Here is a 24,555-nt window from a genome sequence, read left to right on the forward strand (position 1 = left end):
AACAGCTGTCTTTGAGCGTTCTGTACGTCTTGCGGACAACCAGCAGGTTGGATCCGGGATACTTCATCAGGTTGTAGATGAACCAGAGAGCTGCCGTCTTGGACTTCTTGGACGCTCGGCTGCCTTTTACAACCCGGTAACGACCGCGGAAGTTCCAGAACGTGGAATAGCCTTTGCCGACGATATCAGGCAGGTAGATCTTCTCAGTCTTCAAGATCGCTTTCTCCTGCAAATTGCGGAACGTCAACGACCAGGTTCACATTCTTTTCAAAAAGGCCGTTCACCTTCATGATGATTTCCGCCGCTTTCAGTCTGTCCCGTGTCGACGCCCTCAGCTCATCGTGAACCTGCTCCCCGTCCGCTGTGGTCCTGAACACTTCATCAGACATTTCGCCTCGAACTATCTGCGTAACAACTTTCAAAGCTTCATCTGCCGTACAGATCAGCTTGCTTTCACGCTCTTTTACCAATTCAGCGATACGTGCCTTAATAGCCGGTTTTGACAGGTTCTCCGTGCCAATCTGCCGAGCGGCTTTGTTTCGATAGCCAGCCCGAACAGCCGCTTGAGTCGCATTAAAATCGGTGAGGTTCTCGAGACAAAATAACTCCTGTTTCTTTGTTAGTTTTGCCATGAGACATCACCTCCCGTTTTAAGCTAAATAGACCAGATGCTAATTCTGGATGTTCCTCCCTATGGTATTTTTGCATAACAAAATTCCGTTATCCGGATTGATTCGGTTTACTGGGTCATCTGACCAGTGAGAAATGTGATGCACCTGCAAATTATCTGTTGCTCCACAGTGCTGGCAAACTTTATCACGTTTGGTCACCCACTCTAGGGAAAGTAATTGGAAAAGCCGAGGTTTAATAGCTCAGCGCATGCAACTGATAAATAAAAGTGCCTCCAGGTGTTCGCACCATCTGGAGGCGTGTCTTTCAAACGAGTAGAAAGGACATTGATATTATGGCAATTCAAAAAGAGAAGTTCAAAGGCAAGATGCGTTATCGCTTCTCAACCTACTACGATACTCCTGATGGTATTCATCGCCGAAAAGGCTCGAAATGGTATAACTCAAAGAAAGAGGCGGAAGCAGCCGAAAGGGAATTTTTAAGTCAGCCAGTTCAGGCTGAAAAGAAGGGCAGAACTTTCTCTAAATTGATGGATGAATGGATCCTTGAAAGTGGCAGAGATAATACAGCCGCCACGAGGGACGATAAGCGTCGGATCCTTACGCTGTATTGTCAGACGATCATGGACAAAAATGTATTCTTCATTACATCAGCTGACATTCGAGTCATCCTTGAAGACGAACATTTCAGCACTCTTTCCAGCTATCGGAAAAACAAGCTTTACACAGATTTGAACGGCTGCCTGGAGTACGGCTGTGTCCAATGGGGGCTTCCAAGGAATCCACTCAAAGGCTTTCCACGGTATAAGGAAACCACACAGGAGAAACTGAAAGAAGTTGAGATTCTTGATCGTCACCAGTTTGCGGAGTTTCTTGCAGCAATCCCGGATAATCATCAGATCTACCGCGATCTGTTCTTTTGGCTGTATTGGACCGGCATGAGAGCAACGAAGCAATGTCACTCACCTTTGCAGACATTCAGAGAGGTCGTGCAAAAGTCTGGCGGCAGTGGGACAAAGATACAAGCGAATTCAAGCAGCTGAAGACCAAAGGAAGTCTGCGGACTGTTCAGCTCGATGATGATCTTCTTGATGTTGTCGATCGGCTCAGAAACTATTACGAAACCTCTGTACACTTTTCCGAAGACTGGTTCATCTTTGGCGGTCCTCGTCAGCTTGCCTATACGACTGTGCAGCGAATCAAGAACAAGGCTCTGGATGATGCAGGGCTCCCCAGAGTCAAAATTCATAGCTTCAGGCACTCTCATGCATCCAATCTGATCGACGCCGGCGTGCCGCTTTTCAAGATTTCAAAGCGCCTGGGCCATTCTTCTGTATCAATGACAACTGATATTTATGGGCATCTGATTCGAGAAGATGACAACGATATCATGAATGCTATGAAGTTCAAATAGAACATTTTTCGCACATTCCAAAAAAAGCAAATAAAAAAGCCCCTTATGTAAGGGGCGATTGACTTCATGGTCAGGATGGCGGGATTTGAACCCGCGCTCTCTTGGTCCCGAACCAAGCACTTTACCAAACTAAGCTACATCCTGTCGTGCGTGATTTATATTATCACTTTATTTTGAAAAGGCAATGAATTGATCCAGAATTTTTTCACTTTCCAGTTAGACGATTTTAACCTAAGTCATTCCATCCAGACATTAGCATTCCAGTTAGCCAGGAGGTATTCGAGAACATACAAGTTTGGACTGACAGACCAGACAACAATACAACAATATCGAGATAACACATGTTCATTCCTTCCAAATCTGTCAGTGCTCGCTCCATTCAGTTCACTGTCTTTTCCAGGAAACCCGAACATTTTCCCTTTTCACCCTCCCTGCCCTTCCGGCAATTCAGACCGCGTTAAGTCTTCGCATATGACGAATCGTATGCGGATTTTGCTTCTTTTTGAAAGAATGATGTGATCTTTTACTATCGTCGTTATTACTTTGAATTGTAACTGTTAACTAAATGGAAGATCCCGGAAAGGAAGAAAAATATGAAGAACAGCTACAGATTCAGGGGCATCTGCCTGATCAGCGTCATGGCTCTGTCAGGATGTGCTCAGACTTCTTCAGCCGATCAGCAGGAGCGTCCCGCCCAGAATGAAGACAGCCTCCTTGCCGCCAGTCAAAGTGAAGAAAGCTCCTTTTCAAATCCTTTTGAAAGCACAGGGCGGTCACAAAGTACAGTGGACTGGCAAATCGGCCGCTATGAAGTTCAAAAATCTCTGTAAGCCTATTCCGACTTTAAAGACGGGAAAGGGTTTGGTGTAATCATGCCTACCTATTCCGGAGGCGACATGGTCGATATCGTGAAATTTGTTTCCGAAGGCAACTCTGTCTGGGCACAGACGAAGGAAGACTTCTGGATCTGTACAAGCGATGCCGGAGGGACGTACCTGATGAGCTGGACAGACGAAGATGAGGTTCGCCAGAACATGATGGATCGAATCGGCGGTGTCTAGCACGGCAATCAGGCGGAATGGGTCTTCCGTGATAATGAAGTGGAAGTGACTCTTGATGACAGCAATGGTTTCCACTCTGGCGAACGGGACAGTACCCTGTGGAGCATTCGGGATGAGAACTCCATCTATTTTCGAGATGTCATTTTTAACACTACCACCCTGCCCGATGGCGATCTGCTGCTTGAAGAAACGCAGGGAATTAACACCTTTCGTCTAAGAAGAAACCTTCCCGATCCTGGCACAAATATTCTGACCAGCGATCTCGAAGGATATTCCGAACCCGATCTGGCATCGGATACAGACAGCGGTCTGAAATTTCCAGCAGGCGCTTCCGTTCTGCTTGCGGCTTTCACTGTAGACCTGGACGGCAATCTCTGGGGATACTGCTACACTCCAGGTACATTCACCCCTGAGGTATGGCTGCTTTGTCAGGAAGCGAATGGATACTGGAATATCCGTGGACGATAGAAAGGAAAAATGCAGAAAATGAAGCGAATGAAAAAAGCGGTACTGCTCATGATGGTTCTGACGATGACTGGATGTACTTCAGCAAAACCAAAAGATACTTCTGCTCAGCCAGAGGAACAGCAGTCTTTCACGCAGCCGACAGCGAGCGCAGAAGAAAATTCGAATAAAACGGTTTTTGCTGCTAAAGCAGATTTGGGAAAACTGGATGAACATCCCAAACGCTTTCAGGATCAGGGATGGATTATCAAAAAGGACGGTCTGTATGGATACGTCGATCAGAATGGAGAAACCGTCGTCGACTGTCAGTACAAAAATATGCAGTATTTCACCGGCCCAATTTTTCTCATATTGAATCCTGTCTTCTGATCAATGACGACGATTGGGATCACTCCGCCCTGCTTCCTACAGCGCTGCCGCCAGAAGGCGCGTTTGGAGGAGGCGGCACGGCCCAGACGCAGCGCTACTATCTGACAGACGACCACAGCGTCATTCTCAGAGATTATACGGGGGCTCTGCTCAGTTCTCCGACCTTCGCGCCGTCTGCGGTGGTGCGTCTCCGTATGGATGGTACAGAAGTGGAGGATGAAGCCAGCTCAGAATACTACCTGTGGCTGCCGGAATTCGATCAGATCAGCGGGCCGTACAGTCCAGACCAGGGACTCTGTCTGGGTCAGGAAATAACAGCGAGCGGACAGTCAACCGCCTATATAAGACAGGAATTATCGAATCTGCTTTGCATTCCCGCCGGTCAAGAGTATATGCTGCTCAATGCCCGCGTAAATAAGGCCGTCCTTGGCTTTGACCAGGGCGACTTTGTGGACTTCGATGCCATTGCCGGCAAAACCGGCGAAACCTGGTATTTGTTTGATGAAAATCTTGATCCGATCTATTGCGCCGACATTGAGAGCGGCGCTATGCCGATCGGTTCCAATGTTCCGATTCTCCAAAACGGAACCTGGCAGCTTGTGGATCTTAATGAGCTGCAGAATGCCAGTTATTCCAGCACTAAAGAACCCGAAATCGTAGAGCCCTATTTTGAAAAAAAGAACCAGACAGCACTTGCCGGTTATCTGACCAATTACGATATGACGATACGCAGCCAGCCTGACCGTTCTTCCGCAGACACAGGTCTCTGCAGGGCAGGACATTATCTTCTTGTTCAGGAAACCTCGCAGGCCAAAGACGGATCGTTATGGGGCAAACTCTGGGATGGTCGGTATATCTGTCTGCAGGATGATGAGTATATGTACGCGCGCCAGTGGATCTGACGTGTTCCGATACGAGCACTTTTGAAGAACGTTTTGAGGATATTATTATCGACCACTATATGTGGCTGAACGAACCTTCTGGATTCTATTCCTGTATCACAGATGTTCAGCAGAACGGCCCTGTATTCACCTGTACCCTTCGTTATTCGGACGGTGAGGAAGAAGTCGCAAGGCGCAAAGCAGCCGGCCTCATGGTCTCCGCAAACGTTGCCGTGATGGACGTGTATGTCAACGTTTCAACCGGTGCTGTGAGCGATTCACTGCATCAGGATGACTGGAACTTCAAATAAAAGCCAATCCAGCCAGAGTTCGGATTTTGCAGATCCGAACTTCGTTTTTTCCTTGTCCTGTCTTTCGTTAAAAACAAAAAAACGGATGAATGGAAAGCGTAAAGGCAGCAAGAACGGCCAAACGAGGCCCTCAGCTGCTGCATTTACTGTTTTCATTCATCCGACTTTCTCAGAACGACAGGCTTGTGCAGCTGTGTCCAGCGAAAGAAAGCGCAAATTTCTAAGTAAGAATTCGCGGAAGATTATGGCTTCAGCGCACTGAACTGATCCATGAGAAATTTCTTGGTGGTTACGGAATTGGTGAAGGCCGCATAGATGCATTTGCCCTGCTGACGAATCAGCCAGCTGGTTTCCGGCATGGCAATCCAGACTTCCTGAATATGCTCCCCTTCTTTTGAAAGCTCATAGGCGCTTTCTTCTTTTGGAAGGAGATACGCAAACGCTTTGCCGGCGGCTTCTTCGTCCGCAAACCAGGCGCAGACAATCCCCATTTTTTCACCTTGTTCGGTAGAGTACTGCCCCATAGTCAGGTTTGTGGGGGTACTATCTCCAAAAATCGAGGTGCTGCCTGGCTGTCCGACTTCCACATACCATCCGGCATTGGAAAGTATGGAATTCAGGGTGTTCTGATCCAGGACCGGAACAAGATCGGCTTTTGCGACCGATACGGACGAAACCGAAGATTGGGAAGAAAGAGAAGATGAACGATCCGAATGAGAAGAACAGCCGCCAAGAACGAGCAGACCGCCTAAGAGGCATACGGGAATTCGTTTCATTTTCTTTCCTCCTTTCACACTGAGATGCCAACAGGGTTTGCGAACCCCTGAAAGCGGGAATAGTTTTTTATACCCCGTTTTCTTTTCGAAAAGCGGGCCTCACCTATTTTATAGAATTTCTTTAAGAAAATCATCCTATCCGTTTTTCCGGTCCTGACCAGGCTCCTTACATTCTGTTTGCATCCTGGCAGAACGTTTAAAATACAGATCTCTTCATTAAAGGGAACAAATTCATTCCCTTCCTTTTCTCCTTGCAAACACCATTTCTAAGCCTCTTACGCGTCTTTATTTCGTCTGAATTGTGCTGCCGTCCCCGGATCTGATAAAGCATCGGATCCCGCATAAATCGGGAAATACGAATCCGTTTTCTGCAAATTTCCAGATTTCATTTTAAAGGTGAGGTATACGCGCTAGATTAATACCATATTCTTTTTTTTGATTCCAATCCATTCTTTTTTTGGATTCCAATCCGCAATAAGAGAGAGGTCACTCGTCTTTTGGCGGAACTTCTGGAGGTTTTATGATTGAGCTTCAAATCCAGCTTCTTGCCTTTTTGCTGATCGGGTATTTTCTGGGAAAGCGAAAGATCATTTCCCGATCTGGTGCGACGCAGATCAATGCCCTGGTCATGAATCTGATTCTTCCCTGCTCCATTTTTCATTCGTTTCAGACCGCGCTGACGACAGAAATTCTGCAGTCTACCTTTTCCATTCTGATCATTGCGATCCTCAGCCAGATTCTGTTCATCTTTCTGTCGAGATGGATCTGGAAATGCGTATCCGATCCGGGAAAGCGTCTGAATCTTGAATACGGTACGGTATCCAATAATGCGGGGACGCTTGGACTTGTCGTCGGCCAGGCCGCTTTCGGGCAGGAAGGCGCTTTGTATACGTCGATTTATGCCATTCCCCTTCGCATTGTGATGTGGTCCTATGGACTGATGCTCTACAATTCGAAAAGCACCGTACGCTTTTCTGCGCTTCTGAAGAAAACCCTGACCAATCCATGCATGATCGCCATTTTCGCGGGAATTTTGATGATGACTGCTCAGAGTTTCGGATGGGTTCTGCCCGCTATGCTCGACAAAATCATCGCTTCCATCGGCAGCTGCAATACCGTACTGATCATGCTCGTGATCGGGATCATTCTTTCGGATATTTCCGTAAAGGATCTTTTTGAACCTTCCGTTCTTCTCTATACTGCTTTGCGTCTGGTGATCATTCCTGCCGTCTGCCTGATGATCCTCGCTCTTCTTCACGTTTGTGCCATGCCTCTGATGATCGTAACGCTGGAAATGGCCATGCCGGCACCGGTGACAATGGCCATGCTTTCGCAGAAATATCAGGTCAATGAAGCCTTCGCCAGCAAGATGATTTTCCTCTCTACCGTTCTTTCGATGGTCACGCTCCCCGCCTGGACCGCCCTGCTCAAGCTCTGGTCCTAGCCGATTCCAGTCAGGCATTAGAAAGAGTTTTTCCTGATGGGAAGACTAGAATATTCGTGTAAGGAAGAAAGCGAGGCTTTATACCTATGAATAAAGATATTGTTCTTGAAACACAGTCTGAGCTGACACGTCCAGCCGTTGATCTGGCTGAGGAAATCTATAACCACCTGATCAAGGCACAGTCCGTTCTGGATCTCGTCAGCAATTCCATCGAAGAAAAGAACGCCGATAATAAACTGGATCTGGCATCCGAACTCAACTCCCTGGTTGCGGTATACGATGAACTCGAGCATGCTCTGGGTGACAGCGAGTCCGTTCTGAAAGCACTCAAGGAAGACGAAAAAGTCGACGAAAAGAACGCGTAGGTTCCCTGTCGCTGCGAAAATCCAATCACAGATTCTGCTCCCTTACGGGAGCTTTTCTTTTGCGCCATGGAAATCCGCTCTGCTGTGACAAAGGCAGCCATTGTTTCCAAACACGATTTTGAGTTAGGCGTTCTGATTATTCCCTTGTATGATAAGGGGTATGAAAGAAAAGAAAAAACCTCTCTTGAAAGGCATTGTGAACGCCACCCTTCTGGCTGTCGTTATCTATTTCTGCGTACTAGGTGTACGGGCTTCCAACGTGCTTTCCTTTATCCCCTTTTTAAACAGCTTCATTCAGTCCATTCCGCAGGCCAAACTGATTACGGTCTGCTTTCTTTGCGGCATCCTGTATCTATCGATCAACTGCTTCAGCAAGCTCGCTTCTTCGATTATCGCCGGCGCCGCCATTTTCATTGTGCTGTTCTGGTATAAAGATCTTCTTCCCGCATTATGGACATCTTTGCAGACTTTTCTGGCTGGCTGATCCCAGCTTTTTTTGTGCCTTTCAACAGCTCATTAAGCGAGATATTAGCGCTTCTGCAAAAAAAGCAGTCCTGTTGCAAGGAATCGTTCAATCCTGAAAATTTGGGCATAAGGAGGCATTCTTTCCCAATGCATAAGAAAAGCGGGCGACTGGTTTACTGGCCAGCCGCCCGCTTTGGTTTTGAAATGGAATTTCGATCCTTCGACAAGGATTAGTAACAAGTTTTAAGCCTGAAATCAGTTTCCCTGATCGTTATGAAGACCAAAGGAACTTGCAGCGGCGTTGGCTGCTTCATCGCGCGGTGCAAGACGTGCAGCGTGCTGCTCGTGTTTGGAAGAATTTCCCGATTCTGGATCTTCTGCAGGATGGCTGAATTCTGTCTCTTCTTTGACAGCTGCCGATTCTTCGATCTCAATTTCCTTGCCGCTGGTCAGAGTTTCCAGATCGGTCTGCTCTACTGCAGCGACATCTGTTTCTTCTTCGGCCGTTTTCGTCAGATCCGGTTTTCCATCCGATTTGGCTGGTTTGTCTGGATCCGGATTGTTTGCAGCCGGATTGTTTGCAGCAGGTTGTGCGTGCAGCGCGTACGGATTGATGGATTCCGGCTTTTTCTCTTCAGAAACCGGCGTCGCTTTCTTTTCTGATGCCGCATGGTCTGATGTGGGAATAACCGGTAAAGGATTCGAAGCCGGAGCAGAATTCACTTCTTCTCTGACTGGAGGAACGGCCTGTCCGCCGTTTGGAACAGGATGATTCGGATTCATCACTGGAGGAGCCATTGGAGCTTCTGTGGAAGGCTTTGTGTCCATGAGAATTTTTACCATGGCAGCGTAGCGATAGATCAGCGCGAATACGCAGATCGCCACGCAAAGGACGATGAGAAATGACATGATCAGAACGACCAGTACGGCCGGCAGGCCCAGAAGAGCTGCAAGCAGAATCAGTACGACGGCAAGCGCAACGCTGATCGCGACTATAGCCAGCGGAACAAGGCCAAGCTTCAGGCATTCGGAGACGGACGGCTTATAGCCTTTATTCTCATTTGCGATGGCACCGAGCTTATACAGACCGTAATACTCGATCGTCACGGTGAAAATATTCAGCGCTAGGAAGAGGAAGACCATCAGAAGAATCAGAACGGTCGCTCCGCCCAGCATTCCTGAAAACGGATCATTTAAAAAGTAATACAGATAATATTCGATCGAGCCATAGCCCAGAAGGGAGGCAATCAGGACGATAAACACGCCGCAGAATACGCCGATCAGCAGTTCGACCACAAACGGAATTGCGAGAAACCAGATCAGATAGGTACCCGCGAACGTTTTCAGATTTTTCCACGGATATTCGAAAAACGCAGTAATCATCTGCTGAAAATCCATCGGTTTCTGATCCACAACGGTCTCCTTGAGAATGTGGAAGGCAGATACAACCAGGAAGTAGCTGACGCAGAAGTTCAGCACAGACAGAAAAAACGTTAAGAAGCTGGACTTGCCAAAGATCCAGTTCAGCAGCAGGCTCCACAGGCCCATGAGAAAACTGACTGCAACGGCCAGTCCAATAAACAGGAAGAAACTTTTCTTCTGTTTCATCGCCTGATTCCAGGCGGATTTGAAACTCGTCATAAAACACCTTTCTTGTCCTTAAATCTCAGGACGAATAATTATAGGATGAGTTCATTTTACTTGGGATCTTTAAAGAACTCGTTAAAAATACATAAATTTATGAAAACACTTTACATTCTCCTGAAGATTGCCTGCGATATTTCTTTTGTCCAATCCTGTTTATAATTCACCCTATTTTTGTTTCAGCGGCATTCTCGTTTTAATTTCTGACGCCGATTCATATGGAATCTGTAGCATAGAAAAAGCCGCTCGATCCGAATGCAGATCGTCAAGAGACGATGCACGCGCAAATCGAGCGGCTGTTTTGTTTCACAATAAGAGAAAAGCGGCGAAGAAGCGACTCAGGCCTGAGCGACTGTTCCAGAAAGATCGGCGACTGGCAGTTCAAGAATGAACACAGCGCCGTGCTTTCCGTCTTCCCGGTTGCGGGCCTGGATCGACCCGCCATGCGCTTTCATGATGGAATCGCAGATCGGCAGACCAAGTCCATAGCCGCGAATGGCTTTCTTATTTTTCGCCTTCGTCGTATAGAACATTTCAAAAATCTTATCGAGTTCCGCCTGGGAAAGACCATCGCCAAAATCCCGGATGAGAATTTCGGCCATCGCTGGATTTCCTTTTGAGCGGCGAATGACGATTTCGATCGGCATGTCGACCGGCGAATACTTGTTGGCGTTATCGATCAGGTTGATCACGACCTGCTTGAGCAGCGAAGGATCGAGCTTGCAGGCGATCAGCTCGTCGGTATAAATCTTGTTGAGCTTGCGTTCCGGCAGTCGAATTTCCATCGTTTCCACAGCCGAATCTACGACTTCTTCCAAAATGTTGACCTGTGCCTTGATGGCGAAGTTGCTGTTCTGAAGCTTGGTTAAGGACAGAACGTTCTGGACGAGATTATAAAGCCAGATTGTTTCCTTTCGAATGTTATGGGCCATCTCGTACGGCGATGTTCCCGGTTCGAGCTCTTCCATAAGTACTTCCGCGGTTCCGGAAATGCCGGCCAGCGGCGTTCGCAGATCGTGCGAGATGGAGCGCAGCAGGTTGGTGCGATAGCGTTCCTGGCTGACCAGATGCTGGTCGTGCTGCTGAATACGCGCCAGGATGATTTTGTCAAAGGCAATAGCGGCTGTTTCGACCATCGTAGAAACCATCTGAATGTCCAGAGGAGTCATGCGATGAATCGTCTCGACGGGAATGGCGACCGCGGCGATGACTTTTCCGTTCTGGGAATACATCGGCCATTCGTACTGTGTTTCGTTAACGTAATAGCCTTTTGCCGGACGGCTTTTATATTCCGCAAAATCGCGATCGACATTCGTCACAGCCTCCTTATTCAGTCGGGAGTCTTCAAGAAGAACAAACGTGCGCAGCGGAACTTCGTTTTCGTCAAACTGAAGCATGCGGCAGTCGGTCTGAAATACGCTGGCTATATTGGTAAGGGTAATTTCGATGGCAGCATCGATGGACATCTCGCCGGAAAGGTCTCTGGCGAGATGATAGAGAACGTTCGTTTCCTCTTCCCGCTTGCGGGCAAGGACTTCCCCTTCCTTGACTTTGCTGGTGATGGAAGAAATCAGTATGGAAACGATAAAGATGACACTGGCGGCCAGAATGAAATAGGGAGAAATCGGAGCCAGAGAGTAATGCGGTACGCTAATGAAGAAATTATAGGCGAACGTGCAGATCAGCGCAGAGAGAATTCCATACGCGTAACCGGTGCTAACGGAAGCGCAGATCACGACGACAAGCATGTAAATGCAGACGATGGTTTCTGCCGGGGCGCCGGTTTCGCGAAGCAGCTGTCCGATCAGAATGCCTGCCGCACAGACAGCCAGAGTGACCAGAACCTGAAAAAAGCGTTGAACGGCAGGGCTGCTGGACTTTTTCATTGCCACCCCTCCTTTTCTTCCTTCCAGTTTTTATCCGTTCTTTACATTCAATATAATCTTTAATTATTACAGACGCCATAAAATGACGGTCAAAATGCCGGTATCTAAGAAAAATGCGTATTTCCCGTTCAGGAATCATGATTTTCGCAGAAATGAGACGCGCTTTCCTAAGGAAAAGAAAACATTACGGATTTGGATTATTTTAAACGACGGATTACTGAATATTATTCTGTAAAAGAATTGAATTCAGAAAACGCTTTTTCTGAACTGGACGATTTGAACCGCTGTTTTTGCCTCACTGGCAGTGTTCAGTATAGATAGACAAAAAGAAAATTTTCTGACGCCCGGAGTCTGTTTTTTTCTTACGGCAGGATAAATCTTTCATAAATTCCATAACGGAACCCCCTCATTTTTTCAGAGGAAACCCACCGAAAAATGTAAAGAAAATCATACACGCAGGGCGATGAAAAATAACGGTCAGGATTCAGAGTTTACAGGGAATCTAAAGGAATTTCCAGACCTTTCAGTCAAAGAAATTCACTTTTGCATACCGAATGGAAACCGATAATCTCCCATGGACAGATCTGCTTTTCCTGCCCTGGTCCGACGATCAGGCAAACCCGTATTTTTCGATTGGATCCGGGTTGTATTTGCGGGCATCTTCTGTCTGTTGAACAGAAACGAAAACAGCGAAGAGACGGTTTGCGTACGCTCTTCGCTGTTTAACTTCTTAGCGGGATCCGGCAGGCAGTTCCGGCATGCCGATCGTTTCTTCTTACTGCTGTTCTCCGGTGAAAACGACTTTCTTGTCGTCGCCGCGGCCGTAGGCAATCGCATCTTTCACGTATTTCTGATAGGTGGCGCCCATGCGGTCTTCGTATTCGACAAAGGAAAGATCAAAGCCGTTGTCTTCGAAGTACTGCGCAGCCGCATACGCTGCTGCGGCTTCGCTGCCGGCGAGAACCGTCATCATAATGACACGCGGAAACCCGCGGTATTCTTCGGTACAGATTTCCTTGAAGGCTTCCGCTTCGGTCATGGAATGATAGGCAGTCGGAATGTTATTGGTCTCGAGCAGTACCTTTTTCATATTATCTGGGTTGTCGAGATACAGACCGACCTGCTGGTAGCAGTAATCAAGAAGTTCCTGATAGGTGTGCACATCCGCCATGCCGGAAGCTTTGGAGCTGATCGCCTTGTAATTGGCTTCCATCGCTTTATACGTATCCGCGATGACCTGCTTTAAGATCTCTTCACTTAAAGCTTCGCGAATTGATTTTTGAATTTGTTCCATCCTGGTTTCCCTCCTGTCTTCTATGATAAATCGCCCATCTGACTTTTTGCTTTACTTTGACCTTTTCGAATTGCGTCCGAAGTTTCGCTCAAAGACGGGCCACAAGCGGCAAAGCAAGCAGACCGGAGAGGCGGACAACGCACTAAACGCGACAAGAAGACAGGCTAGAGGAAAAGGCATGAACATTCACAGCCGCAGGTAAACCTGCTGCGAAGTTCTGGAGATCCAAAAAAGGCATTCGCCTTTTCAGGGAACGCCTTCAGTGAGAATTCAGTTTGTGCAATCGAATTACTTCGAAGCCTGTGCTCTTTCGTGGAGCGCTTCTTTGATTTCGAGTACTTTCTTCTTGCCCAGCGGGTACCAGAAGATGAGGATCAGAGCGATCAGAATGTAGCAGATGCCAGGAACCAGAGTCGCAACGCTGTAGATGCTGTTGAGAACTTCCGGAGTCTGCGTAACAACCTGACCAGCTGTGGAAGACTGGTAGCCGATCCAGGTCAGTACGAAACCGCCAAGGCCGCCGGCCAGAGCCTGACCGATTTTACGAGCGAAGGAGTATACGCCGTAGATGGTACCGCCATCGTTGTGGCCTGTTTTATACGTCTGGTAGTCAATGATGTCGGTGATGAACGCCCAGATCATCAGGTTGAACAGACCGGATCCCATGTTTGCAAAGAGCAGGAATCCAACAAATACCCATGGGTTGGAAATCTTCAGGAAGAACATGATCAGATACAGGGCGCCGGCAAAAATCAGGGCAGCGGATGCAGATTCTTTCTTACCGAATTTTTTGGTCAGCGTTCCGGAGAACGGAGCCAGAATCAGCGTGCAGGCTGTGGAAAGCAGACCGGCAGTGGACATTGCCGTGATATCACGGAAGTAGTCCTGGTAAAGATACATGTTGAAAGACTGAGTCAGAAGCATCGAGAGCAGCAGGAGAATGGCTGCAGCGATGATGGAAACGAGCGCGCGGTTTGTAGCGAGCGCTTTAACAATGTCACCCATCGTCTGTTTCTTGCCTTCCGGCTTATCTACAACGATGCGCTCTGTGGACCAGGAGTAGCAGAGGTAGTAGCAGATCAGAGCCAGTACCGCGAATACGCAGGCAACCATGAAGACTTTGTTGCCGTTCATAACCTGATCGCCGTCTGGCAGCTTGTCGTAGATGATCATCGGTGTCAGAGAACCAACGATAGCACCGGCGAACGCAGCGCCAAGGGAGCGGAAGGTAGAGAGAGAAGAACGCTGAACAGGATCGTCAGTCAGTACAGCAGCCATCGATCCGTAAGGAATGTTGATGGAGGTATACATGAAGCTTCCCCAGAGAATATAAGTAACGAAGATGTAAACAATTCGCCATGCCATAGGCAGGTTAGCTACCCATGGTACGAACAGAAGGATACCGGAGCATACAACCGGGATCATCATGCGTTTGATCCAAACGCGGTAGCGGCCGTCAGCGTGAGCGACAGCGCGGTCTACGAGCTGACCCATACCGATATCGGTGAAGGCATCAACACAGCGTGCTACGAGGAACAGAGTTCCGACAATGGCTCCCGATACACCCAGGACGTTTGTGTAGAAAATCGTCAGGAAGCTGGACGCCATGATAAAGAAGAAGTCGTTGCCTAAATCACCCATCATGTAGCCGATTTTGTCTTTCAGACCGAACGGCTTCAGGGTAATATTTGCAGGATTTTCAATTTTCATGCGATATAACCTTTCGTATTTAAGATGCGGATTGAATCAATCTGTAAGCCCGCCTTTTCCTGACTAGAGTTCTGGAGTCATCAGCAGCTCCGGCCAGGACGGCAGACGTAAAGCGGTAAAACGTGCGCATTAATGAAACTGCGGGATTACCCTTATTTCTTAATTTTCTGAAGCTGAGAGTTGATGTAGTTGATCTTGCCTTCGAGCACTTTTGGATCCGGTGCCTGACCTCCAAAGCCAGTCATCATCGTGGCAAGATCCGAGAATTTCTTCGTTACAAACATGCCGAGCATAGCCGGTTTCATATTCATGTTGGCCAGGGAAGAAAGTCCGTTGGAAAGAACCAGCGTAGCTTCTTCGTTTTTGAGGATGTCGCCAAAGGTGTCTTCGAGGGAGTAGAAGTCCGGGTTGATGGTTACGGCTTCTACTTCATCCAGGTTCAGATCGTCGAACCAGTTGGTTACGCCGCCTGGGTTTTCATCCACGTAGATGTAGCTTTCTTCCGGTTCAGCCACTTTTTCAAAGACAGCACGGTCTGTCAGATTGCCGCACTGAACCGTGAAATGGTTTTCGCCGTCGTGCAGAGCAATGTCCTTGAACTCAACAACTTTCGCAGCAGGCAGAGAAGCTACTTCTTCGCCGTCGCGCAGCAGAACAACCGGAGCATTCTGGTTTGTGTAAACCTTGATATTGATGGTGTCTGTTGCACGGTTTCTGAAACGTTTGGAAGCGATGTGGATCATCGGTGTTTCAGACCAGTACGCCTGGTAAACAAAGTAGGAGTCTTTCTTGGTTTTGCGATCGAAGGTCATCAGACCTTTGTTGTTGCGGCCTTTTACTCCGCCTTCGTCACGGTTGTCCGCACCGAAGTCGAACATGTTCCAGATGTGAGTAGCCCACAGCCATGGACGCTCGTCGATCATTTTGGCCATGTGTTCGTGGTACAGAGCCTGATACTCTTCGGAGTAGTCGCCGCGGCAAGGCTTGTCGGAATGGAAGGAAATGTTGCCTTCGCAGCCGTATTCGGAAATACCGAGGGCACGTTCCGGGTAGTTTGCGTGGAATGTGTCGAACCAGCCGTCATTGTCTTCCACGGTTCCGCCGTACCAGCCGAAGTAATGGTTGTAGGAGAGGATATCCGTGAGCTGGTTGTGGTTGCTCGTCATAGGAAGCGGAGAAACCTGTGCCATTGTGGAAACACGGGTTTTATCCATTTCGTGAACGATGTCGTTCAGCTCGCAGAGGTGCTCGTAGAGACCTTCGTTTTCACCGCCGATGGTGATTTCGTTGGAAATGCCCCAGGTAACGATGGAAGGATGGTTGTAGTTCTGAACAATCAGCTCTCTCATCTGTTCTTTCGCGTTTTCGAAGGCGTTTTCGCCTGCGATTTCCGCGGAGATGAATGGAATTTCTGCCCATACGATCAGACCGAGTTCATCGCAGAGATCGTAGAATTCCTGAGCGTGCTGGTAGTGAGCCAGACGGATGGTGTTGGCGCCGAGTTCCTTGATCAGAAGCGCATCTTCCAGATGATCTTCGTAATCGAGTGTGTTGCCTTTGCTGGCACGGTCCTGGTGACGGCTCACGCCGCGCAGCGGAGTAAGAACACCGTTCAGGAAGAAGCCTTTCTGCGGATCTACGTGGAATTCACGGATACCGAGGCGGCCGGAAACTTCGTCAACCGTTTCGTTGTCTTCCATCACGCGGCATACAACGGTGTAGAGGTAAGGATCTTTTACGCCGTTCCAGAGGTGCGCGTTTTTCAGATCAAACTCGAAGGAAGTCGTTTCTTTCGCCGGTTTGGTCTGTGTTGCAGCAATGTTTCCTTCTTCGTCGTAGATGGTTACTTCTACGCGGTTGATCTTTTTCGGATTCGTTACATAAGTGGTTACATTGACTTTTGCATCGTTGTTTTCGTTGAGGATTTTGGAATCCATTGCGAAGCCAGGTCCGCTCAGGTAATCCAGATCAAAGTGAGTGTCTTCCACAACGATCAGATCTACACCGCGGTAGAGGCCGCCGTAGAACGTGAAGTCCGCTGTCTGGGGGTAGATGTGATTTGCGGAGTTGTCCACTGCAGCGGTGATGATGTTGTCAGCACCGAGCTGCTTGTTGAGCAGATCTGTGATGTCGAAGCGGAAAGTGGAGTAGCCGCCTTCATGACGTCCGGCCTTCGTTCCGTTGACATAAATGTCTGCCGAGGAGTTTGCCCCTTTGAATTCGATGTAAACGCGGCTTCCCGGTTTCATTTCGAATGTCGGAACATCAATCGTGTAGTAGAAAGTTCCACGCTGATAATCCGAACCGCCGTCTGTTCCGTCATACTTGTTCCAAGTGTGAGGCAGATCTACCGAGTAAGCAGTTTCGGAAACTTCCACAAAATTTTTGGGAGCTTCTTTAGAGAACTGCCAGCCTTCGTTTAAGGTGAGGTAATTTCTCATGTTCTGTCCTTTCTGTACGTCTGTACTTGTTCTAAAAAGTTAAAGAGAAGTAAAGCTGAATGCTGCTGAGTGAAACAGCCTTGTAACCGCTTTTATTTTTCCTGTTCATTAACTTTATGTTCACATTCTAAAAGTGCAAACGCTTTATCGAAATTGTTTAAATTGTGCCAAACATTGAATTTCTTGCGCAAGCTAAGGCGGAATTCCCACTGGATTTCCGTATTTGTCGACGTGTTGAATTTTAATTAGTTCTATTCGAGTTGTTTGATATCCGGATTGCACAGCCAGGCCGCCGAAGTTGAACGGTGCTGGCCAGGGAAAGAAATGAAAGGGTTTGTCATTTTTGAAAAATGTGAACGTTTGTGCCGTTTTCTGGGGGTTATGTCCTTCCCAGAACGAACTGCATTTTGTGCCGATCGTTTCATTTTCCTGCGGTTCCGATTATAGTCGCTCCGTTTATAAAACTTAATTTATTTACATACTTTATTGTTGTTATGAGATTGCGAATTAAATTGTTTCAGATTGTGCTATCCCACCGTCAAACCATTTGAGTACAGAAAAAAAACGGATCAAGGGAATTTTGCTGCGGGCATTCCTGGAGGGGATTTCCTTGTTTCCGTTTTGTCAACGAAGCCCCGGCTGCAGACCGGCTTTTGAAATCCTTCGAAAAAAGTCCAGTACCGCACCTGAAAAAATCCGTCTTCTGCAGGCGTGCAGAAGGCGGATTTGGCGTCTTTTCGCGAATTTTCGGGTTTGTGTTTCCTGTTGTGTATATTGCGGTTCCTGCGCACTTCCAAGCGTCTGCTGATATGGATTCCTGGCTTTTACAGTTTCCTGTTTCCCCTTTCATACAGGAGGCATTTTTTGCCGTCGGACACAGCACCTCCCATTTTCTTCGAGAACTTATGATCGGAAAAAGGATATCCAGTCTCCTGAAGAAATGTCGCCGATTCCGTCTGGCTTTCCAGAATTCCCCTTTTGATCGGACATGCGTTCTGGGCCAAAAAAAGGAATACGAGCGTTGAATTTTATTTACTGTCTGCGGATTGGGATTGGATATCATCCGATCTCTTAAACAGTATTTTGAAATCCCGTTATTCGAATCGAACAAGTCCATTATTTTTTGTTCTATTGTTTCCCTGCTTACGACTGCCCGTTTACATGCTGCACAGGTCATCTTCCTTCTTTCGTCCTGCTTTCCACAAAGTCGGGCATGTGTCGAGCACATTGACTTTACGAAAAGAAAATGGCTCCGTTTGCTGATCTATATATAAGCAAAACGACTCGACTGCTTTTCCAAACAATTGAGCCGTTTCTGCAAGGTTGAACTATGTGAATCTCATGAGAAGTCCAGACCGGACTTCTCTACGGAAATCGGTTTCTTTTTCCAGAACATTCGAACTGACATCCTGTCCGCTGTCTTTCCGCCTTCCGTTCTCTGACTTTCCAGTTCCGTCCCTTTGTGGAAAATCCGCAGCCGAAAATGGAAATTCGTTCGCGTTTTCCACTTGTAAAGACTTGCTCAAAACCTTGCATTTCTTGCTTCGAGCAGGCTTGCAAAAAGAGATTCTGCCCGTGAATGTCTACAATGAAAGCGAATCCGATGAATCAGTATTTTCTTGACATTCTCAGCTGTCTAGATCTCAGGAATCATTCATTTTTTCAGGGATTTTTCAGGCTGTACAGAACGTATATCGACGGCTTCTTTAGCTGTCTTTAATCTTCTGGCAGCTTTGTAAAACTCCGGATTCAGTTCTGGTCTTGCCAGAATAAAACTCTTCTGCAGCCCTTGCAGGAGAGCGGAAAGCGAGGAACAGTAAAAATGAAAGCAACAGAACAAATCAGAACTTTCCATAACGAAAACGGACCGGACATCACAACTGTCGATCAGCCGGTCATCGAATCCGAAGGACTTTTCTTTAAGGACGTTGACGGATCCGGCGAGCTCAAAGCCTTCTCCGACTGGCGTCTTGATCCGAAAACCCGTGCCAAAGCCCTCACCTATGCCATGAGCACTGAGGAAAAAATCGGCCAGATTTTCGTTACCAGCCGCAACCCGTACACGACCGAAGGGTACATGGGCCGTCCTGCCGGCGGTTCCGATGGGAAAAACCTCAGTGACGAAACCGGACTGCTCGATGAAAACATTCTCGAAAATGTATCCATTTTCGCCGGCTACCGTCTGCCAGGAACCACCGAGGCCGTACGTCAGGACAGAATGAGAAATTTCATCCTGCGTACGAACCCGACACCGGCACAGCTGACCGACTGGCTCAACCAGATGCAGAACAAGGCGGAAAACAACGAACACTTTATCCCGGTTCTGGTGACCACAAACTCCCGTAACGAAAACGGTAAAGTCGTATTCGGTATGAACGATTCCGTTGGTACGTTCCCGGCATGGCCTGGAACAATGGGTATTGCCGCTGCCGTACTTGGCACCGACAATACGGGCATCGCAAAAGAATTTGGCGAATCCATCCGCAAGGAATGGTACGCAGCCGGTCTGCGCAAAGGCTACATGTACATGGCTGACGTCGTTACCGATCCAAGATGGCAGCGTATTTACGGTACCTTTGGCGAAAATCCAGAACTGATCGAGTCCATCTTCGAAGAACTCGTACCTGCAGTTCAGGGATCCAAGGAAGGCGTTACCCAGGATGGCGTAGCGCTCACGATCAAGCACTGGCCAGGCGGCGGAGCTCGTGAAAACGGCTTCGACCCGCACTACAAAGAAGGTCAGTGGAACGTATACGCAACCGAAGGATCTCTCGAAAAGTACCACACAAAAGGATTTGGCCCAGCCATTCGCTACAACGCCGGCTCGATCATGCCTTACTACGCGAAGCCTTCTAAAGAGAAGAGCGCACCGCAGTACGGCAAGGACGGCAAGGAAATCCGCTGGATTCCTGTTGGCTTTGCGTTCAACGACTACATGATCAACGACCTGCTCAAAGATCAGCACGGCTTCAAAGGCTACATCAACTCCGACTCCGGTATCATCGACAACATGGGCTGGGGCGTAGAAGCTCTCGACCGTCCGGAACGTATTGCGCTGGCCATTAACAACGGCGTAGATATGATTTCCGAATCCTACGGCGTTTCCTACGCAAAAGAAGCGATGGAACGCGCGACAAACGGCTACTACGATACGCACCCGATCCCAGAAGGCTACACGATCGAACAGATCACTCTCGGTGAAGATGCACTGAACCGTGCCGTTGAAAAGACGCTCGAAGAAAAATTCGCGCTGGGCATGTTCGAAAACCCATACCGCGATCCGCAGGTATCCGAACAGGCCATCACCCACAGCAATGACTGGGACAAGGCGATGAACGTTCACCGTCAGTCTGTGGTTCTGCTCAAGAACACGAACAATACCCTTCCCGTTGTGGAAACCGAAGGCAAGCTGTTCTACATCGAAGGCTTCGACCAGACCGCTGAAGCCAGCGAAAAATGGACCGCAAGCCTGAGAGAAGAATTCGCTAAGGAAAACGTCACCCTTACGGATGACTATGCGAAAGCCGATTACGCGATTCTGATGGTTTCCCCGCAGTCCGGCAACTACTTCTCCGCAACCAAAGGTCTGCTCGAAATCGATCTTTGCGATGGCAAAGTTGTTGCTGACTTCAGCGAAGACGGCAAACCGCTCGAAACCACTCACGAAGAAACAACAGCTGCCGGCATCAACCGCATTCCGGCTGTTGCTGAAGCCGTTCATGCGCATGGCGGCAAAGTCATCGGCACGCTGAACATTTCCCTGCCCTGGATGCCGGGGAACCTCGAACCGTTCTGTGACGCTCTGCTCGCCGGATTCGATACATACACCAGCGCTTACCTCGATGTCGTCTTCAACCGCTTCAGCCCGGTTGGCAAAATGCCGATCACGCTGCCGAAAAACGATGAAGTCATCGCAGTAAACAATGAAGGTGTCTGCATTTCCCACAACGACATCCCGGGTTATGCCAAAGACGAATTCATGCCGGAAGAACTCAAGGATGAAAACGGAAAAGCATACGCTTACCGTGATTCCGAAGGCAGCTACTACGAGTACGGATTCGGTCTGCGCTTCTAATTTCCTTTCTGCTTACGCGGCATACACGCTGTTTTGAGAATACCGGCTTTCCCTTCCAGACGGTCTGGAATCTCGATCGATCCTGTGCACGAGGAACAGCCCTTTAGCCGCTGACAAAACAAAGCACCAGATTTCCTTTCTCTGTCTCTGTTCAAGACTTTGCAGACCGGTTCTGCAGGTTGTGAATGGAAGACGGGACTGGATATCTGGTGCTTTTCTTTTTGATGAAATGAAAATTTCTGACTCTTTTGTTTTCTGGAAATGTGCAGATCGCTTTCCTCCGATTACAGGACAATTCTTAATCCTTTATTATCCATAAATGAACTGGCTTTATTTTTGATGGTTTATATCGGTATTCTTTTGTAAGAGAAAGCGCGCGGAATGGAGAAAGGATATTTTCATGAAATCGATTCAAAATTTTGTTTATTCGAGAGAGTACCGGCCAATGATTTATATTTCTGCGCATCCAGCAGATTTCCAGGCGCATTTTCAAAGCATCCGGCAAGATCTGTTTGATCTTACTCAATGTATTCTTTATTACGATCCAGATCCCGATCATCCCGAAGACCTTTCCCGTTTTGTCTCGGATCTTTCGCAGATGAATCTGATTATCCTGCCGATCACGCAGAAATTTTTACGTGAAGAAAGCTTTGCGCGCGACTGGATTCTTCGGTTGATTGAAAAGCTGCACCTGCCCTTTCTTCCGATCTGTGCCGACCAGGACGTTTTTCCTTTTCTCCAGAAATATATTCCGGCTTTTCACGCCCTCGCCCGTTTTTGCGAAGATCCGAAAGAGCCGTCCTTTTTACAAAAGCTTCAGGACTATCTCAATACGCTTTTTCCTTCTTCCAGACAGATCCAGGATGTTCAGGCCGCTCTGTCTCAAAATCTGTGGATGCAAAATGTCGATACGGGCTGTTCCGATCCATTCAACGACTCCGGCGAAACTCTCTGCTATCGGTTTCCTGAGGCTGCCCGTTTCCTGTATTCAAAGTATTCGAACCTCCTTGCCAAAAGGACAGAAAGCCGCACCGCTGCACAGGAAACGATTCTATCTGATCCATTTCCGACCGCCTTTTTTTCGCTTCGTTTTCAGAAAAATCCGGGCTGGGAAATGCGGTGCTTCCCGTTTCTGAAACAGGACGCAATGCTCATCCCCGTCTGGCAGCTTACCCAGAAAAAGATGTTGGATGCAGATCCTTGCCGCATCTTTTGCCTGGAGGACTCTTTCGGTTTCCAGAACCAAAAGGAAAACGAAACTCTCCATTTTCCTGTACTTGATCCGGCTGACCCCAAAAATCCCTTTGCCGACAGCGCTCAGCAGCTTTACCGAACGGGTCTTGCCTGCATGAACGGAATTGGAAGACCGATCGACTATGAAAAAGGCATCGCCTGCCTTCAAAAAGCAGCTGAAATGAACCACACGAGTGCAATGGACGAAATGATTTTCCTTCATCTCTACGGAAAAGGCGTCCCGGCAAGTCTCAATGAGGCGATACAATGGGCCGAAAAACGAGTGGAGGTGCACCCCGACTATCCTTCCCATCTGCTTGCAGCCCGGCTTCGAACTGAAAAAGACCAGCTTCATGAAGCCGTTCTCCACGCACTGGATGCCCTCTCGTGTTTAGACTCCGCTAATCCGGATCCCCATTCCCGTTTTGTAGAAGATGATCCGGTCGTTCTGGAATGGAAGCAGAAGTCTTCCTGGCTTTTTCGTTTTATCGCCGAACTTTGCATGAGACAGAAGGATTTCTCCGTTTCGAAATATTACATCAATCAGTCGCTCGTACTGGATCAAGAAATCTTGAAGATCCGGGAGTCGAATGGGCAAAACAAGTCCATCTGGCCAGAGAATGCCGATTTGATCGTTCCAAATAACGAGGAAATGGATCGAATCCGGCAGCACTTGTGGGCGACATATCTCGCTTTAGGAGAAATTGCGCGCCAGAACGGCCGAAATCTGGAAGCCGAACGCAGCTATCGGCATGCGGATGAGCTTAGCGTCACTGTACTTGGACACGACAGTTCCTCTCTGGCTCTGTATCATTTTTCGTATGCTCAGGAATGTTTTGGCGACCTGTATTTTTACTGGGAGACGCTGTATGTCCAGCACCGTGAGGACATGCTGATCAAGGCGAAATCGTATTACGAGAACGCGCTTTCGAATTATCAGAGACTGCTCGAACATCGGATTTATCCCCGGTGCATGATGCTCCGTCGACTGCGTGCAGTTTTTCTTAAACTCAGCTGGATTTACAGGGACCAGGATCTTTTCATCGTGTCCGCGTATTTTGCGTACCGGGGGTTGCAGATGGCCAAATCCAATATGGAAGAATTTTGCAGTCTGAAAACCAGACAGGAATTTGCCTGTGCCTGTCTGCAGGCAGCCGAGGCCCAGGCGCTGTCTAAAAACTGGGATAAAGCCGAAGCGTATTATTCCAGGGCTTTGCGGATGTACGACGAGCTTAAGGAAAACAGCCCCTCTTTGGATTTGCAGCGTTATGAAGCAGAAAGTCTCGCCGGACTGGGGGATGTCGTTTGAGCCCGCCAGAAAACAGAAGAAGCCATTGAACTGTACCAGAAGAGCTGCACGATTCTTCAGTCGCTTTATGGAGAAAACCGTACAGTGGAAGGCACCCGATCGCTCTGCATCCAGCTCGATCGTCTTGTCAAAGCGTGTTTGTCCTTGAACGATCTTGAACAGGCGCTGCGCATCAATCGGATTGCCCTGGATCAGGCGGAATGACTGAATCTGGGATCACAGATTTACGCGGACTGTTTTTTGTTTGACCGGATTACCTACCGGCAGGTCTGCATCGAAACCGATCTTCATCTGTATGAGCAGGCCGATGAACACGCCAGTCAGGCTCTCAGTCTCTTCGCGATGATGTATGACATCAATAAAACCTCCTTTCACTATTTTCAGGCCGGCAGGACATGGAATCTGCTCGCCAGAATTGCTCTTGAACAGGAGGAATATGCCGATGCGGAAGAGAACGCCTGGAACGCTCTGGTAATTTTGCTGGATGTTCGAAAGGAACTCGAATCCCAGGACCTGCTGTTCGATCTGGAGCAGTGTCTGAACGTTCTGAAAGTATGCGCCTGGCAGTCTGGAGACGGCTTTATGTACATAGTCTACAAAAACGGCATAGAGAAATTCAGACAGAAACGAATCGCACGAAAGAGAGATTCACTGGACTGAGCGATTCCGTCCGGCCAGCGTTTCTTCCCTGTTCCAGGCGGATTGCGCCCAGAATGCCGCTTCAAAAAAATGTAAGCGTCAAATAAAAGACGGGTATTTTCTCGACCGCCTCCTTGGGATAAT

24 protein-coding genes and 1 tRNA gene are annotated in these 24,555 nt (G+C 48.2%); 14 read left to right on the forward strand and 11 right to left on the reverse strand.

All coding sequences use genetic code 11. The annotated features are described in order from the left end of the window. From ACLUYS_RS03490 to ACLUYS_RS03500, 3 genes are all read right to left on the reverse strand, one after another. The coding region (locus tag ACLUYS_RS03490) for a phage terminase large subunit (RefSeq protein WP_412659096.1) at positions 1-214 on the reverse strand (214 nt) is incomplete at its 3' end. Next, on the reverse strand, positions 204-632 hold the full coding sequence (locus ACLUYS_RS03495) for a terminase small subunit (protein ID WP_412659098.1): 429 nt from the start codon (positions 630-632) through the stop codon (positions 204-206). The genes ACLUYS_RS03490 and ACLUYS_RS03495, both read right to left, overlap by 11 nt. 39 nt (positions 633-671) lie before the next feature. Further along, entirely contained in the window at positions 672-830 is a 159-nt protein-coding gene (locus ACLUYS_RS03500) for an HNH endonuclease (RefSeq protein ID WP_412659099.1), read from the reverse strand. A gap of 134 nt (positions 831-964) precedes the next feature. On the opposite strand from ACLUYS_RS03500, the gene ACLUYS_RS03505 reads away from it, so the two are divergent. Continuing rightward, the gene (locus tag ACLUYS_RS03505; protein WP_412659101.1) at positions 965-1,672 is read left to right on the forward strand and encodes a hypothetical protein; all 708 of its coding nucleotides are present in this window, start codon (positions 965-967) and stop codon (positions 1,670-1,672) included. Continuing rightward, complete coding sequence (locus tag ACLUYS_RS03510; RefSeq protein WP_288820769.1) at positions 1,585-2,043, forward strand: site-specific integrase; 459 nt, start codon at positions 1,585-1,587, stop codon at positions 2,041-2,043. The genes ACLUYS_RS03505 and ACLUYS_RS03510 overlap by 88 nt, the downstream gene beginning before the upstream one ends. A gap of 67 nt (positions 2,044-2,110) precedes the next feature. Here the strand turns inward: ACLUYS_RS03510 and ACLUYS_RS03515 are convergent. Beyond that, positions 2,111-2,187: transfer RNA gene (locus ACLUYS_RS03515), tRNA-Pro, on the reverse strand. Between the two features lie 449 nt (positions 2,188-2,636). Between ACLUYS_RS03515 and ACLUYS_RS03520 the strand changes: the two genes are divergently transcribed. The 6 genes from ACLUYS_RS03520 to ACLUYS_RS03545 all read left to right on the forward strand — a co-directional run bounded on the left by ACLUYS_RS03520 (position 2,637) and on the right by ACLUYS_RS03545 (position 5,130). Beyond that, positions 2,637-2,873: a hypothetical protein gene (locus ACLUYS_RS03520; protein WP_230267076.1), complete on the forward strand. Its 237-nt coding sequence runs from the start codon at positions 2,637-2,639 to the stop codon at positions 2,871-2,873. Positions 2,874-2,915: 42 nt separating this feature from the next. Then, complete coding sequence (locus ACLUYS_RS03525; RefSeq protein ID WP_230267077.1) at positions 2,916-3,104, forward strand: hypothetical protein; 189 nt, start codon at positions 2,916-2,918, stop codon at positions 3,102-3,104. Positions 3,105-3,149: 45 nt separating this feature from the next. Then, entirely contained in the window at positions 3,150-3,572 is a 423-nt protein-coding gene (locus tag ACLUYS_RS03530; protein ID WP_288876177.1) for a hypothetical protein, read from the forward strand. A gap of 18 nt (positions 3,573-3,590) precedes the next feature. Continuing rightward, positions 3,591-3,938 carry a WG repeat-containing protein gene (locus tag ACLUYS_RS03535; RefSeq protein ID WP_412659103.1) on the forward strand — a complete coding sequence of 116 codons (348 nt, stop codon included), beginning with the start codon at positions 3,591-3,593 and terminating at the stop codon, positions 3,936-3,938. Between the two features lie 194 nt (positions 3,939-4,132). Further along, positions 4,133-4,840: a hypothetical protein gene (locus ACLUYS_RS03540; protein ID WP_412659104.1), complete on the forward strand. Its 708-nt coding sequence runs from the start codon at positions 4,133-4,135 to the stop codon at positions 4,838-4,840. Further along, positions 4,831-5,130, forward strand: coding sequence for a hypothetical protein (locus ACLUYS_RS03545; RefSeq protein WP_230267081.1), 300 nt, complete (start codon positions 4,831-4,833; stop codon positions 5,128-5,130). Before ACLUYS_RS03540 ends, ACLUYS_RS03545 begins: the two co-directional genes overlap by 10 nt. Here ACLUYS_RS03545 and ACLUYS_RS03550 read toward each other — a convergent pair. Together ACLUYS_RS03550 and ACLUYS_RS03555 are read right to left on the reverse strand one after the other, a co-directional pair. After that, positions 5,098-5,286 carry a hypothetical protein gene (locus ACLUYS_RS03550; RefSeq protein ID WP_412659105.1) on the reverse strand — a complete coding sequence of 63 codons (189 nt, stop codon included), beginning with the start codon at positions 5,284-5,286 and terminating at the stop codon, positions 5,098-5,100. The genes ACLUYS_RS03545 and ACLUYS_RS03550 overlap by 33 nt on opposite strands. Positions 5,287-5,372: 86 nt before the next feature. Continuing rightward, positions 5,373-5,906, reverse strand: coding sequence for a hypothetical protein (locus ACLUYS_RS03555; RefSeq protein WP_288339192.1), 534 nt, complete (start codon positions 5,904-5,906; stop codon positions 5,373-5,375). Positions 5,907-6,426: 520 nt separating this feature from the next. On the opposite strand from ACLUYS_RS03555, the gene ACLUYS_RS03560 reads away from it, so the two are divergent. From ACLUYS_RS03560 to ACLUYS_RS03570, 3 genes are all read left to right on the forward strand, one after another. After that, positions 6,427-7,350 (forward strand): AEC family transporter, encoded by a 924-nt coding sequence (locus tag ACLUYS_RS03560; protein ID WP_230267083.1) that lies wholly within the window; start codon positions 6,427-6,429, stop codon positions 7,348-7,350. An 86-nt stretch (positions 7,351-7,436) separates the two neighbouring features. After that, a complete protein-coding gene (locus tag ACLUYS_RS03565; protein ID WP_230267084.1) occupies positions 7,437-7,715 on the forward strand; it encodes a hypothetical protein in 279 nt (92 codons plus the stop codon). A gap of 160 nt (positions 7,716-7,875) precedes the next feature. Continuing rightward, positions 7,876-8,199, forward strand: coding sequence for a hypothetical protein (locus tag ACLUYS_RS03570; RefSeq protein WP_412659107.1), 324 nt, complete (start codon positions 7,876-7,878; stop codon positions 8,197-8,199). A 236-nt stretch (positions 8,200-8,435) separates the two neighbouring features. Here the strand turns inward: ACLUYS_RS03570 and ACLUYS_RS03575 are convergent, their stop codons facing one another. The 5 genes from ACLUYS_RS03575 to ACLUYS_RS03595 all read right to left on the reverse strand — a co-directional run bounded on the left by ACLUYS_RS03575 (position 8,436) and on the right by ACLUYS_RS03595 (position 17,155). Beyond that, positions 8,436-9,821 carry a hypothetical protein gene (locus tag ACLUYS_RS03575; protein ID WP_230267086.1) on the reverse strand — a complete coding sequence of 462 codons (1,386 nt, stop codon included), beginning with the start codon at positions 9,819-9,821 and terminating at the stop codon, positions 8,436-8,438. A gap of 341 nt (positions 9,822-10,162) precedes the next feature. Next, a complete protein-coding gene (locus ACLUYS_RS03580; RefSeq protein ID WP_412659109.1) occupies positions 10,163-11,710 on the reverse strand; it encodes an ATP-binding protein in 1,548 nt (515 codons plus the stop codon). Positions 11,711-12,485: 775 nt separating this feature from the next. Further along, the gene (locus ACLUYS_RS03585) at positions 12,486-13,004 is read right to left on the reverse strand and encodes a hypothetical protein (RefSeq protein ID WP_230267088.1); all 519 of its coding nucleotides are present in this window, start codon (positions 13,002-13,004) and stop codon (positions 12,486-12,488) included. Positions 13,005-13,292: 288 nt separating this feature from the next. Continuing rightward, the gene (locus ACLUYS_RS03590; protein ID WP_230267089.1) at positions 13,293-14,714 is read right to left on the reverse strand and encodes an MFS transporter; all 1,422 of its coding nucleotides are present in this window, start codon (positions 14,712-14,714) and stop codon (positions 13,293-13,295) included. A gap of 152 nt (positions 14,715-14,866) precedes the next feature. Further along, on the reverse strand, positions 14,867-17,155 hold the full coding sequence (locus tag ACLUYS_RS03595) for a glycoside hydrolase family 2 protein (protein WP_412659112.1): 2,289 nt from the start codon (positions 17,153-17,155) through the stop codon (positions 14,867-14,869). Between the two features lie 1,822 nt (positions 17,156-18,977). Between ACLUYS_RS03595 and ACLUYS_RS03600 the strand changes: the two genes are divergently transcribed. The 3 genes from ACLUYS_RS03600 (at position 18,978) to ACLUYS_RS03610 (ending at position 24,432) form a co-directional block, all read left to right on the forward strand. Further along, on the forward strand, positions 18,978-21,230 hold the full coding sequence (locus ACLUYS_RS03600) for a glycoside hydrolase family 3 protein (protein WP_412659114.1): 2,253 nt from the start codon (positions 18,978-18,980) through the stop codon (positions 21,228-21,230). A gap of 400 nt (positions 21,231-21,630) precedes the next feature. Further along, positions 21,631-23,772, forward strand: a complete 2,142-nt coding sequence (locus ACLUYS_RS03605) for a tetratricopeptide repeat protein (RefSeq protein ID WP_412659115.1) — start codon at positions 21,631-21,633, stop codon at positions 23,770-23,772. Positions 23,773-24,012: 240 nt separating this feature from the next. Beyond that, the gene (locus ACLUYS_RS03610; protein ID WP_230267094.1) at positions 24,013-24,432 is read left to right on the forward strand and encodes a hypothetical protein; all 420 of its coding nucleotides are present in this window, start codon (positions 24,013-24,015) and stop codon (positions 24,430-24,432) included. Positions 24,433-24,555 lie beyond the last annotated feature (123 nt).

The organism is Allobaculum sp. (assembly GCF_047010065.1).
In the GTDB taxonomy this organism is placed as follows: Bacteria; Bacillota_I; Bacilli_A; order Erysipelotrichales; family Erysipelotrichaceae; genus Allobaculum; species Allobaculum fili.